The following is a 12,193-nucleotide window of genomic DNA, read 5'->3' on the forward strand; positions in this document are numbered from 1 at the left end:
CGGTATTCGCCGCGTTCACCGCGCTGGTCATGCCGGTGGTCACTTATCTGCTCGCCTGAGCCGATGAGCGCCCCGCTCCTGCGCATGGTCGCGGTGACCTGCCTGTGGGGTACCTCCAGCGCCCTGCTGGCGACGCTGGCCGCTCCCACCACCGCGGGCCTGGTGGCTCTCGGCGGAGCGGTGCCGCTGCTGGTGTCGGCGCGGCTGCGCGGTCAGCATCCGTGGACGACGCTGACCGCCCATCCGGCGTTGTACTTCCGGCTGGGCGGGCTGGAGGCGGCGAATCTGGCTCTGTACGTGGCGGCGCTGCGGATCGGGCCGCTGCCGGTGGTGGTCGCCCTGCACCTGACCGCGCCGATGCTGATCATCGCCGCCGCACTGGTCCGCGGCCGGCGCGCGCCGACGCTACCGGTGCTGCTCGAACTGCTCCTGGTCGCGGCGGCGATCGGGCTGGTCGCCTGGCGGCACCCGGGCGGCGACCCGCAGATCGCCGCGGTGACCGGATGTGTTCTGGCACTGGGCAGTGCGGCCTGTGTCGCGCTGCTGGTCAGCGTGATAGCCCGGCACTCGGGTCCGGACCACACGATCACCTCGGCGGCGTTGCAGTTGCTGTTCGGCGGTATCGCGAGTAGTCCGCTGCTGCTGCTGGATCCGCCCTCCGCGCGGGTGGCGATCGAGCTGGCCGCGGTGGGCGCCACTCTGCTCGGACCCGGATTCGCGCTCTACTGGCAGGCCCTGCGAGAGCTGAGCGCGGCCACGGCCAGCGTCATCGGGCTGAACGAGGCCGTGGTGGCCACCCTGGTGGGAGCGGTGGCCACGCACAGTCTGCCCACGGCGGCGACCGCCGCGGCAGGGCTGCTCATTCTGATCGCGGCCGGGCTAGAGCAGCGATCGGCGCCGCGACATCGCGTGCCGCCCTGACGAATTCGGTGCAGTGCGCGGGGTCCTTGTCACCCCGGCCGTCGTCGACGCCGGAATTGACATCGACCCAGGACGGCCGGACCGCGTCGATGGCCGCGGGGACGTTGTGCGGGTTGAGTCCGCCGGCGAGCATGACCGGAAAGGCCGGGCTGTCGAACAGTTCGACGATGCGGGCGCTGATCGACCAGTCGTGGGTGCGCCCGGTGCCGCCGAGCCGGTCGGTGGATCGCGAATCCAGTACGAGCCCATCGCAATCGGGCGCCGCGCGCTCGGCGGCGTCGATCGCCTCCGGCCCGGTGACGTGGATCGCGCGGATCACCCGCCGGCCGCCCGCGCCGCGCCGGACCGCGCGCGCGGTGTCGTGTGAGATCAGGCCGTGCAACTGGATGCAGTCGACGCCGATCCGATCGGCGAGGCGCAGAACCTCGCCCGCGTCGGTGAGATGGGTGACCAGTACGCGTTCCATCGAGGAGGGCACCAGCCTGGACAATCGGTGGGCGGATTCCGGGTCGAGTTCGTCTTCGCTGAAATGCGTCGTGCCCGAAATGAATCCGGCCGCGTCCGCATCGGCTGCGACGACGGCCCGGAGATCGGACTCGCTACGGATACCGCAGATTTTGGTTCGGACGGTGATCATCGGCACACGATACTGCCCGAACGTGTCCAGTCCGGTGGTTCGTGGCGATTACCACGCTGACCGCGCCCGCGGCGCGGAACTCAGCCGACGCGGCGATAGGCGGTGCCGCGCCGGTCGGCCTCGGCCCACCGGCGCCGGTCCAGCTGGGTGTCGACGGCTTCCACCACATCCGGAACGGTGATCTGCAACAGACCCGGATCGGGGGCGTCGCCGTCGCGGTCCCCGGTACTGCCCGCCCACAGCGCGATGTGGCGGCCGGACAGATGCGGCGGCGGTCCACTGCGGCCGGGCGCGGTGGGACCGAACAGGGCCACGGTGCGGGTGCCGAATGCCGTCGCCAGATGTGCGACGCCGGTATCTCCGCACACCACCAGCGCGGCCTCGGCGACGGTGGCCGACAGTTCGATGAGATTCTGCTGCCCGGCCAGCACGTGGTCGTGCGACAGGCCGGCACGCGCGGCGATGCCGAGGGCGAGATCGCGTTCGAATTCGTCGCCGGTCACCACGACCTCGCGGCCCTGCACGAGCAGATGCCGGATCACCGCGGCGAATCGTTCACCGGGCCAGCGGCGGGCGGGGCCCCGGCGCCGACGTGCACGACCACGCAGTCGCGGTGGCTGGTGGTGGCCACCGGCGGCACCAGCCCGAGATTGCGGCGGTCGGCGCTGATTCCGGCCGATTCCAGCAGATGGCACCAGCGGTCGATGTCGTGCATATCCGCTTGCCATTCGGGGCCGTCGAGATCGGGGAAGGCGGCGTTGCGGTAACTGAGTAACCGGGCGGGTTCGGTGCGGGCCAATTCGACGATGCCCTCGGCGCCGGAGCCCTGTAGGTTCACCGCCAGCGCGGGCGCCGCGCCGTCCCAGCGCATGGTGTGCGGGTCGGCGGCGGCGACCATCTCGTCCACCGACGTGATGAGGTCGACGATGGGTTTGAGCCGGTGCGGTGCGGCCAGCACGATGTGATCGCGTGGCCTCGCCCGGCGCAGCGCACGAAGGGCCGGGACCGCGGTGAGGAGATCACCCAGTCCACGTGCGCGCAGCACGAGTACAACCGCCACCCTCTTCTCCTAGCCATCACCAAGCGACCCAGCAGTCCCGACCCACTCGATTGCGCACCGTTGCCGCGGCACGAACGAAGAGAGCCACCTGAAGATGACTACCCGAGCCGATCCGGCGTGAAACGCGCGTATTTCCCCACCCGTCGGCATTCAAACCGGTCGGCACCCCGTGGGGTGGCGGCGGCCTGCCGAGCGCCCGGACAACACGCAGGAAACCGGGGCTGTGAGAGGGCGACGTCGCGAGAACGCATGGGGCGGTGCGGATATGCGGGGGAGGCGGGCGAGGGCTGTTCTACTACGCAGTGTCGTTGAATCTGCGTCGATCCTCTACGCTGTGAGCCATGACAGTGGTCTACAACCTGGTGGTCATCGCCCACCTGCTCGGTCTCGCCGCGGTGATCGGCGGATACGCTGCCGGACGGCCGGCGGTGTCGCAGGTGATGCTGTGGGGTGCGCGAGCGCAGATCGTCACGGGTCTGATCCTGGTCGGCATGGCCGACGGCATCGATTCCCTCGACAAGAATCTCGACATGGCCAAGATCGTGGTGAAGCTGGTCATCGCGGTCGCCGTGGCCGGTCTTGCCGAGATCGCGCACGCGGATGCCAAGCGTGGCAAGACGATTGCCTGGATGGCCGACGCCGCCGGACTGCTGGCCATCGCCAACGTGTTCGTGGCCGTGTTGTGGCACTGAGCAGTCGATGCGGTTCGGCATCGACTGCCGAACCGCATCCGACGCCCGTTCAGCCCTCCAGCAGGGTCTGGCCGAGGTAGCCCTGTGCGTCGGTGATTCCCGGCGGAATCACGAACACCGCGGACCCGACGGGTGTGGTCCAGGTGTTCAGGGCGTCGAATTCGGCCAGGCGGCGCTGCACCGGCAGATACTGCGCCGCGATATCGCGCTGATAGGCGGCGAACAGCAACCCCGAATTCGAAATGGTCCCGGGCGCGGGGGCATCGTCGTAGTTGTAGCCCCGCCGCAGGAAACGCTCGCCGTCGCTGGTGTGATGCGCCCGGGCGATATGCGCCGAGGGCGGTATGACCGGGATGCCGTGGGCGTCCACGGCCGCGAAATCCGGATCGTCGGATTCGCGGGTACCGGTCAGCGGCGCCCCGGTCGCGATGCGCCGGCCCACGGTCAGTTCCCGTCCCTCGGGGTCGAGTTCGTCCCAGGTGTCCAGATTCATCGCGATCCGGCGCAACACCATCGAGGTGCCGCCGCGCAGCCACGGCACGGTCGCGCCGTCGTCCCACACCAGCCGATCGAGATCCGCTCCGGGGGCGATGTTGACCGTGCCGTCGACCTGGCCCATCAGATTGCGCATCGTCTGCCCGGCAGCAGCGTTGCGGAATCCGCGCTGGGTCCAGCGCACCGTCACCAGGGAGGTCACGCTGCGCGACAGCGCCCGTACCGCGTGCGCCACCGTCGTCGCCTCGTCCGCGCAGACCTGCAGCAGCAGATCCCCTTCACAGAATGCGGAGTCGAGCCGGTCGATGGTGAAGCCGGGCAGTTGCGCGAGCCACTGCGGCCGTGCGGATTCGAGTCCTGCCACGGTGAACAGCCGCGGGCCGAATCCGACGGTGACGGTCAATCGGGCGGGCCGGCGAGCCAGCTCCGGTTCGGTGTCGGCCAGCGTCGGTTCACCGGCCGCGAGCCGCGCCGCGTCCCCGGACCAGATGCGCAGCAATCCCGCGAGGTCGGCCCGGCCGGTGCCGGGCCGCAGATCGAAGGCCACGAACGCCGCATGCTGCTGCGGCGCGGTCGCGATCCCACCCTGATGCGGTCCGTAGAACGGTTCGCGCACGGTGCCCGGGTCGGCGGTCTCGGGATGGCGCGTCCAGCGTTCGGCGCCGAGGGTGAGCCCCGCGACGCCCGCCGCACCGGCCGCGGCCGCGCTGCCGCCGAGTAGCCGCCGCCGCGAGAGCCGCTCAGCCACCGTGGGCGGCCGGGGTCGGTGAGTAATTCTCCTGATTGCCCGCGAAGTCACGCACCTGCGCGGTGAAGGTGGTGCTGGTGCCGTCGGCGAATTTCACCGTGACCGGTGTCTGGGCTCCCGTGCGCAGCGGCGCCTTCAGATCGATGAACATCAGGTGGTCGCCACCCGGCGTCAATTTCGCGCTGCCGTGTGCGGGTATCGCCAGACCGCCGGCCTTGGGCCGCATCATGGACGCTCCGTTCGACTCGACCACCTCGTGGATCTCCATACGCGCCGACGCCGGGCTGGTCGCGTCGACGACGCGGATCTCGTGGTCGCTGTTGTTGGTGAAATTCGCGAACGCCGCCGACATTCCCGCATCGGCGGCCTTGATCCATTGATCGCTCACGGTGACTGAATTGGCGTCCGCGGCAGTGGATGTGCCGCCGGACGAACATCCGGCCAGCAGTAGCGGGATCGAGGCCGTGGCGGTGATGAGCAGGGCCGCGGACCGGTGGCGGCGCACGGGATGGGGGAGAGAGAACATTGGTGAACTCCGTTGCATGAGAAGAGGTTTCATCGTGGGGCGGCAGGGTGCGTAGCGGACACACTCACCGCGACCGGGTGCTGGCTACACCCTGGTCTGCACGTTGCGCTGCATACGGGTGAGTGAGCGTTTGCCGTACTCGGCCATCGGTATTCGCTCGTTGCTGCCAAGCCACGGAAGGGTTCGACCTAGGCGACCACCCGGAACCGGCCGCATGCAGCTCGTCCGGCATCCGATCGACCCGGGCTCTATCGGAACCGTGGACGGATGGGCGGCCGGAACAGCACTGCGTGCGATCAGCGAGCGGCGGTCGCGGACGGTTACAGCGGCGCCCCTCCCCGGGCAAGGCAGGCGTCCCGACGTCGACCCGGCGCACCGGACAACCGACGCTGATAGCGGGTGTGCACCCGGTCCGACAGCGTCCCGCGGCCTGGACTGCTCGAGCGACCACTCCCGATCGCGTAGCGGGCCGTCCAGGAGCCGTGCGGCACGGTCCATTCGGGTCGCCGTACCTCGATTGCCGATTGCCGATTTGCCGATTGCCGACGGGCGACTGCCGAGTGGCGAACCACCGGTGGTGGGCTACGGGCACCCGCTGGGCGCACCCTGCGGCGGCTCCCGGGGGATTATCCGCGTATCACGCAGCTCAGCTTGACGGTCATCGGGAGTCCAGGGCCCAATCCAGCGAGACGGCGGACGTGTCCACCGAGATACCGGTATCACGCCCCCGCGACGACCCCATGCGAGGCAGCGAACGAACGGCTGGGGGCGGGCGGCCCACGCCGCCCGGTGCCCGACGCCAGCACGAGCCGCCTCGGCACTGTCACCGTATCCGGCACCGAGACGACGACCGTAGCGCCGCTGATTCCCAGGATGTGCGTGACCGCGCCGACCGCGCGTCGAATCAGTGAAACCGCGCGTCGCAGCGTGGTTTCCGCGCCGCGGACCAGAATCGCCCCGGCCACCGTCGCCACGAGGTGCGCGACCAGCATGGGGGCGGTGATCAGCACGTTGTGGCAGTGCGGCGACAGCGTCAGCGCCAGATGGCCGAGCAGCTGTCCGATCGCGAGCAGGCCCATGAGCCGGAACAGTCCGGTGCGGGTGTGCGCGGCGAGGCAGCCGATCGCGGTGCTCACGGCGATCAGGGCCATAATCGCCGCTGATCCGGGTGCCACCGTGCCGCCGCCGAGGGCGTGTGCGGCGATGCTCACCGTGCCCGCTGCGGCGCCGACGCATCCACCACGCAGTCGCGTGGAAGGGTCGGCCGTTGCTCGCACCCGCTCATGATATCGGTGCTCGGCGACGGTCTCGGCTGCCAGGTCCACCGGTCCGTACCTGTCGTGATGCCCGACACCCCTCGCGGTTTCGGCGGTCCGGCGTCAGAGGATTTCCAGCTCGGCCTCGCGCAGATCCTGGGGAAAGACGAATCGCCGCAACGCCCAGAACCGGAATGCCATCGCCAGCAGCACGCCCAGGATCTGCCCGGTGATGAAGTTGGATACCGCCTGGGTGAACGGGCTGACATGCGGCACCCGGATATCGAAGACGTACAGCGAGACCGCCTGCGGAATCACGGTGACGCCGACCGCCAGCGCGCTGACGGCGAAGAACAGCGCCGCCTCGTGACCGCGCCGGCGTCCGCCGCGGGTGTTGAACGACCATTCCCGGTTGAGGATGTAGGAGACGATCGTGGCGATCAGCACGCCGAACGCGCGCGCGGTCAGCGGCTTGTCCGGCAGCACGGTCAGCTTGAGCGCGTACACGACTCCGGTGTCCACGAACCAGGTGATCGCGCCGACGACGGCGAATTTCATCAGCTCCCGATGGGCGAGCAACAGTGCGCGCCAGCGTTCGGGCAGCCGGTCCAGTCCAGCCTGCACCAACGACACGCAATCCACCCTAACCGTGAGCCGGGCGCCGGGCATCCGGACAGCGATCATGACCCGCGAGGTAATCGTCACGCCGACCGCACCCGCATACGATCGGGCAGGTGCCGACCCATACCGCCGGAGATCTGCTGCGCCACTGGCGTCGCACCCGCCGCCTCAGCCAGTTGGAGCTGGCCGGGCGCGCCGAAACCTCGACCCGTCACCTCAGCTTCGTCGAAACCGGCCGGTCCACGCCGAGCCGCCAGCTGATCCTGCACCTCAGCGAGGAGCTCGACATCCCGCTGCGCGAACGCAATCGGATGCTGCTGGCCGCCGGCTACGCCCCGGTCTACGCCGAACCCGGATTGGATACCCCCACCATGGCCCCCGTCCGCACCGCGATGCGGCAGATCCTCACCGGCTACGAGCCGTATCCGGCCCTGGCCGTGGACGCGCAGTGGAATATGGTCGACGCCAATTCCGGTGTCGCCCTGTTCCTCGACGGCATTCCCGCCGACTTGCTCACCCCGCCGGTCAACGCCCTGCGGCTGAGTCTGCACCCGCAGGGGCTGGCGCCGCGCATCCTGAATCTGGCGCAGTGGCGCGGACATCTGTTCGAACGCGTCGATCGCCAGATCGAGGCCACCGGCTCGGCCGATCTGGCCGCGCTGCGTAGCGAATTGCTCGGATATCCCGGGGGCCGTGACGATCCCGGCCTGCCGGAACCGGATCAGGCCGTCGTCCCGCTGCGGCTGCGCCACCACGACGGCGACCGCGGTGACATCGAACTGGATTTCATCAGCACCATGACCATCTTCGGCAGCCCGATGAACGTCACGGTCGCCGAGCTCGCGATCGAGTCGTTCCTGCCCGCGAGCCCGGCGACCGCCGAATTCCTGCGCCGCCGTTCACAGCTCGAGTAGATGCGGCAGCCCGGCCCGATAGCGGTCGGCGTCGATGCGCTTGAACGGCTCGAATTCGGGCGGTGCGTACATCGGGAACACCGCCGCCCGCGGCGCGGTGTCACCGGCCGCGTCCAGCACCGCGTTGGCCGCCTTGCGTCCCGCCTCGCAGGCGCCCTCCATGGTCGCGAGGTCGATGCCGGTGCGCACGTGGTCGCCGCAGAAGAACACGTTGCCGATCGCCGAATGCGCCTCCGGCCGGTGATCCCAGGAGCCGACGGTGTTCACCAGCAGCGGGGTGTCGTTGCGGTTGCCGCCCTCCTCGAAATGCACACCCGGATCGACGAACCACGAGTGCACGTCGTCGTCGCGCAGCCAGCCGGTGCCGGTGTTGAGCCAGCGTTTCAGCTGCGCCCACACCTCTTGCACCACTTCGTCTTTCGAGCACTGCTTGGCCGGTTTGCCGTACAGGATGCCGGGGGTGTCCCAGTCCGAGACGTCCGCGGACAGGCATTCCACCACCGTCCCGTCGCCGTAGCGGGCCGCGAAATCGCCACGCCACATCGGCGCCTGCCGCAGTGCGGTGATCGCCCACGGCGAGCCGAGTGCCGCGATATGTCCTTCCGGCACGCCGGTGGGCTGCCGTAGATAGAACTGCACGCCGACCATCCAGTCCAGCACCAGTTCCCGCATCCCGGCCAGCGCCGGGTCCGCGGCGAGGATGTCGTCGTCGAGGATCGTGGCCGCGCGGTCGGCCGGCATCGCGCACACGTACCAATCCGCCTGTACCGCACGCCCGCCCACGTTCGCGCCGCTGATCCGGTCACCCGACAGACGCAGGCTCGTCAGGCCCGCGCCGGTGACGAACCGGACTCCCTGTCCGGACAGATGCGCCACCCACGGATCGATCCACGCCTCGTTGGTGGGGCCGTTCAGGATTCGATCCACCCCGCCGCGATATTGCGGCGCGATGCCGGCGCCGGCGAAAACCAGTGCCTCTCCGATGGTTCCGATGGTGCGCGCGGAGCTGGTCTCCGACTTCGCCGCCACCGTGATCCGGGTCAGCGCTCGCGCCAGGTAGTCCCGATAGGCCTGCGACTTCCCGGCGGCGCCGACCGCGTCCATCCACGAGCGGTACTCCCATTGGCCGAAGCGGCGTTCGGGGGAGCTGGTGAACCACATCATCATCCGGTCGCCGAAGAACGCCAATTCCTGCGGCGGCAGCTGCGGGATGAAGCCGAATCCGGCGATGAGTGAGTTGCGGATGCGATCGGGGTTCAGTTCGCGCAACCCGGCGATCTCGGTCGGCACCGTCACCGGGGGCAGATCCGGGAATCCGGCGACCGTGGCCTCCACCCGGATCAGATTCCCGGCCACGCCGTTCGCGTTGCCGGGGAACGGGATTCGCGCCATGGTATCCGGTACGTGCTGGTAACAGCCGGGGAAGAAGCGGAAGCCGTGTTCGCCGGGCAGGTCCGCGCGCCCGCCCGCCCCGGTGCCGGGCACGCTCATGCTGCGCGCCTTGCCGCCGAGCGCGGTCGGCTCGTACACCGTGACCGCATAGCCGCGTTCGGCCAGTTCGTGCGCCGCGGTCAATCCGGATACGCCACCTCCGAACACCGCCACCGTGCGTCCCGGGCGCACCTGGCGGCGTGGCGGATTCGCGCGTGCGGCCGTGGCCCATGCGCCGCTCGTCGCGAGGGCCGCGCCCGCTACCGCCGCCCCTCGCAGCAACTGCCGCCTGCCGAATCCACCCGCATCGTCTCGACCGGTCATGTCCACTCCTCGAATCAGCGAGCGGGACCGGCCCTGCGTCGATCCCGAAGCCCGAATTTCTGTGCCTGCGAATCTGTTTCACCGAGGTCCGGCAGTATCGAAGGCCCGCCGGCCGGCCCGCCCCTCACTTCGGCGCCGCCACCGGCCACCGCTGCCACGCCGAACCCCACCGCGCCGCCTGACGTTCCCGCCAGTCCTGCGCGCCGTCGCGCACCTCGCGAATCACGGTGTCCACCACCGTGGCCGCCGGCGCGTGCGCCAGTGCCTGCAGCGCGAACTTCGCCGCCCGTGCCGGGGTCAGCAGTTCGTCGGGGGTCCGCGCCCGGGTCATCACATCCAAGGCGAGGCCGGCCAGGTTCGGGTCGGCCGCACCGGCGCGGTACAGCTGCACCTCGAGCGGTGACATCTCGGTGCCACGGGCGAGCCGGTTGGTCCACTGGTACATGGGCAGGCAGTCCTGTTCCCGCCGGTGCTCCCATCGGGTCAGTGCCCGGTCCAGCGCGGCCGCGTCGTCGAGTACCGGTGCCGCGCATTCGCCGAGCAACCGTCCGTAGCGCATCGCATCGCGCATTCCCTGTGCGGTGACCGGATCCTTGAAATGCCCGGCATCGCCGGGCAATGCCCAGCCCGGACCGGTGGAGCGGCGGAAATAGGAGACGATGCCGGTGGCCGAGCGCACCCGGCCGATCGGTTCGCAATCGGCCAGTCGCACAGCGAGTTCCGGGATCGCGGCCACCATGTCGCGGTAGCGCCGCTCGGTCTGCCCGGCGGTGCGCGGCCCGTGGGCGACCGGTGGCTGGATCAGCGACAGCACCGCACCGTCCTCGCACGGGAAGGCGGTTCCCAGCAGATCCCCGGCCCGCCACTGCGCGGCCGTCGACCGCCATTCCGGGCGGCCGTCGCGCCAGTAGGCGAAGTAGCACGCACGCCCGCTGGGCTTGCTGCGGTACGGGTCCAGGGCTCCGGTCAGCCGCGCCACGGTGGAGCGGCGCCCGTCCGCGCCGACCACCAGGCGGGCCCGGATCTCGTGGGTGGTCCCCGCACGATCGACCGCGCGCACACCGGCGACCCGGCCGGCGTCGCGGATGAGTTCGATGACCCGCATCGATTCGTGGACGGTCGCACCGGCCGCGCGGGCCGTGCACACCAGGGCCGCGTCGAATCCGGTGCGCCGCACGCACATCGCGTAGTCGATGCCTTCCACGGCGGTGAACGGCGCCCGCACCACCTGCCCAGCGCCGGCGGCGAACGCGACTCGCAATCGGGGCGCGCCGAGTGCCAGCACCCGCTCCAACGCGCCCAACGCCGCTACCTCGGCGAGGCCGGCCGGCCACAGCAGATGGGTCGAGAGGGTGTCGGAGGGGAATCGGGCCGAGTCCACGACGACGACGCGCCGTCCCGCGCGGGCGAAGGCGATGGCCGTTGCCGACCCCGCGCAACGCGCACCGACCACCACCACGTCGGTGAATTCGACTTCCGGACAGTCGTTTTCGTCGTGACCGCGGTCATTCGCCGGAAGGTCCCGGACGGTCGCGTGGATGCCCGAATCGGTCGGCGAGGGGTCGGCAGGTTCGTCGGTAGGCATCGGCGCCGCCTTCGGGGTCACTATGTTCGGACACTATGTCCTAATGAGAGAATGAAGTGACTCCTCTCACATTGTCAATATGTTTGGACCGATTGTTCGCGGCAATTACCGACGCTCGAGCCGCCCGCGCCGGTGACACTCCGGATCGCCCACCTGATCCGGTCGTATCCGCGATGATCACCGGAAGGCGTGGCCGCCCGGCCCGATCGGAAACGACCGTGATGAGGTACCGCGATGGCGTTGATGTCACCCCTGGACTCGGCATTCCTGCTGCTCGAATCGCGCGAACACCCCATGCACGTCGGCGGCCTCTCGCTGTTTCGTCCCTCGGACACACAGAAGCGATCGGCACGGCAGTTACACGAGGAATTGGCCTCGGGCACCGGCCAACTCACCTCGGTGTTCCGGCGCCGGCCCGCGCGGTCGCTGGCGAGTTTCTCCCCGCTGCGGTGGGATCTCGACGACGACGTCGATCTCGACTACCACGTCCGGCTGCTCTCGCTGCCCACGCCCGGGCGGGTGCGTGAACTGCTGGAACTGGTATCGATGCTGCACGGATCGCTGCTGGACCGCCATCGCCCGCTGTGGGAGGTCTACATCATCGACGGGCTCGCCGACGGCCGGATCGCCTTGTACACCAAGACACATCACGCGCTGATGGACGGCGTGTCCGCGGTCCGCACCTGGCAGCGGGCCCTCTCGCCCGACCCCGCCGCCCGCGACTGCGTGCCGCCGTGGCGCTCTCCCGGCCGACGTCCGGGCGCCGGCTCGAGCACGCTGTTGCGCCGCTCGGCCGACGCGGTGCGCGCGGCCGGGCGGATCAGCACCGCCGTACCCGAATTGCTGTCGGGCGCATACACGATCGCGCGCGATTATCCCGAACCGCGCCCGTTCGGGGCCCCGCACACGATGTTCAATGTCGCCATCACCGGTGCCCGGCGATTCGCCGCGCAGTCGTGGCCGCTGCCGCGGTTGCGTGCGGT

General features: G+C 69.9%; 13 protein-coding genes. 4 read left to right on the forward strand and 9 right to left on the reverse strand.

All coding sequences use genetic code 11. From position 1 onward, the window contains the following. The first annotated feature begins 63 nt into the window (after nucleotides 1-63). Nucleotides 64-921, forward strand: a complete 858-nt coding sequence (locus tag RJ03_RS11595) for a DMT family transporter (RefSeq protein WP_036501165.1) — start codon at nucleotides 64-66, stop codon at nucleotides 919-921. Here the strand turns inward: RJ03_RS11595 and RJ03_RS11600 are convergent. From RJ03_RS11600 to RJ03_RS38950, 3 genes are all read right to left on the reverse strand, one after another. Beyond that, nucleotides 860-1,558, reverse strand: a complete 699-nt coding sequence (locus tag RJ03_RS11600) for a phosphoribosylanthranilate isomerase (protein ID WP_051024579.1) — start codon at nucleotides 1,556-1,558, stop codon at nucleotides 860-862. The genes RJ03_RS11595 and RJ03_RS11600 overlap by 62 nt on opposite strands. A gap of 80 nt (nucleotides 1,559-1,638) precedes the next feature. Further along, complete coding sequence (locus RJ03_RS38945) at nucleotides 1,639-2,100, reverse strand: glycosyltransferase family 9 protein (protein WP_306304672.1); 462 nt, start codon at nucleotides 2,098-2,100, stop codon at nucleotides 1,639-1,641. Further along, nucleotides 2,097-2,618: a glycosyltransferase family 9 protein gene (locus RJ03_RS38950; RefSeq protein WP_306304673.1), complete on the reverse strand. Its 522-nt coding sequence runs from the start codon at nucleotides 2,616-2,618 to the stop codon at nucleotides 2,097-2,099. Before RJ03_RS38950 ends, RJ03_RS38945 begins: the two co-directional genes overlap by 4 nt. A gap of 341 nt (nucleotides 2,619-2,959) precedes the next feature. Here RJ03_RS38950 and RJ03_RS11610 point away from each other — a divergent pair, with 341 nt between their 5' ends. Next, complete coding sequence (locus tag RJ03_RS11610; protein ID WP_036501167.1) at nucleotides 2,960-3,310, forward strand: hypothetical protein; 351 nt, start codon at nucleotides 2,960-2,962, stop codon at nucleotides 3,308-3,310. Between the two features lie 49 nt (nucleotides 3,311-3,359). Here RJ03_RS11610 and RJ03_RS11615 read toward each other — a convergent pair whose 3' ends face one another. From RJ03_RS11615 to RJ03_RS11630, 4 genes are all read right to left on the reverse strand, one after another. After that, entirely contained in the window at nucleotides 3,360-4,580 is a 1,221-nt protein-coding gene (locus RJ03_RS11615) for a Dyp-type peroxidase (protein WP_506330103.1), read from the reverse strand. Further along, nucleotides 4,546-5,079 carry a copper chaperone PCu(A)C gene (locus tag RJ03_RS11620; protein WP_051024580.1) on the reverse strand — a complete coding sequence of 178 codons (534 nt, stop codon included), beginning with the start codon at nucleotides 5,077-5,079 and terminating at the stop codon, nucleotides 4,546-4,548. Before RJ03_RS11620 ends, RJ03_RS11615 begins: the two co-directional genes overlap by 35 nt. Before the next feature lie 719 nt (nucleotides 5,080-5,798). Further along, nucleotides 5,799-6,356, reverse strand: coding sequence for a hypothetical protein (locus RJ03_RS34975; protein WP_063820366.1), 558 nt, complete (start codon nucleotides 6,354-6,356; stop codon nucleotides 5,799-5,801). A 102-nt stretch (nucleotides 6,357-6,458) separates the two neighbouring features. After that, nucleotides 6,459-6,968, reverse strand: coding sequence for a GtrA family protein (locus RJ03_RS11630; RefSeq protein ID WP_036501181.1), 510 nt, complete (start codon nucleotides 6,966-6,968; stop codon nucleotides 6,459-6,461). Nucleotides 6,969-7,069: 101 nt separating this feature from the next. On the opposite strand from RJ03_RS11630, the gene RJ03_RS11635 reads away from it, so the two are divergent. After that, complete coding sequence (locus tag RJ03_RS11635; RefSeq protein WP_036501171.1) at nucleotides 7,070-7,870, forward strand: helix-turn-helix domain-containing protein; 801 nt, start codon at nucleotides 7,070-7,072, stop codon at nucleotides 7,868-7,870. Here the strand turns inward: RJ03_RS11635 and RJ03_RS11640 are convergent. Both RJ03_RS11640 and RJ03_RS11645 read right to left on the reverse strand, forming a co-directional pair. Then, complete coding sequence (locus RJ03_RS11640; protein ID WP_051024582.1) at nucleotides 7,856-9,625, reverse strand: hydroxysqualene dehydroxylase; 1,770 nt, start codon at nucleotides 9,623-9,625, stop codon at nucleotides 7,856-7,858. The genes RJ03_RS11635 and RJ03_RS11640 overlap by 15 nt on opposite strands. A 124-nt stretch (nucleotides 9,626-9,749) precedes the next feature. Beyond that, complete coding sequence (locus RJ03_RS11645; RefSeq protein ID WP_083870762.1) at nucleotides 9,750-11,210, reverse strand: NAD(P)/FAD-dependent oxidoreductase; 1,461 nt, start codon at nucleotides 11,208-11,210, stop codon at nucleotides 9,750-9,752. Nucleotides 11,211-11,444: 234 nt separating this feature from the next. On the opposite strand from RJ03_RS11645, the gene RJ03_RS11650 reads away from it, so the two are divergent. Continuing rightward, nucleotides 11,445-12,193 (forward strand): wax ester/triacylglycerol synthase domain-containing protein (locus RJ03_RS11650; RefSeq protein WP_036501173.1); only part of this gene is annotated, 749 nt, incomplete at its 3' end.

Origin of the sequence: Nocardia aobensis NBRC 100429, assembly GCF_000308375.1 — a bacterium.
Lineage (GTDB): Bacteria > Actinomycetota > Actinomycetes > Mycobacteriales > Mycobacteriaceae > Nocardia > Nocardia aobensis.

Coding starts and splice junctions, on each gene's coding strand:
- RJ03_RS11595 (WP_036501165.1), top strand. CDS start 64: ATGAGCGCCCCGCTCCTGCGCATGGTCGCGGTGACCTGCCTGTGGGGT.
- RJ03_RS11600 (WP_051024579.1), bottom strand. CDS start 1,558: ATGATCACCGTCCGAACCAAAATCTGCGGTATCCGTAGCGAGTCCGAT.
- RJ03_RS11610 (WP_036501167.1), top strand. CDS start 2,960: ATGACAGTGGTCTACAACCTGGTGGTCATCGCCCACCTGCTCGGTCTC.
- RJ03_RS11620 (WP_051024580.1), bottom strand. CDS start 5,079: ATGTTCTCTCTCCCCCATCCCGTGCGCCGCCACCGGTCCGCGGCCCTG.
- RJ03_RS11640 (WP_051024582.1), bottom strand. CDS start 9,625: ATGACCGGTCGAGACGATGCGGGTGGATTCGGCAGGCGGCAGTTGCTG.
- RJ03_RS11645 (WP_083870762.1), bottom strand. CDS start 11,210: ATGCCTACCGACGAACCTGCCGACCCCTCGCCGACCGATTCGGGCATC.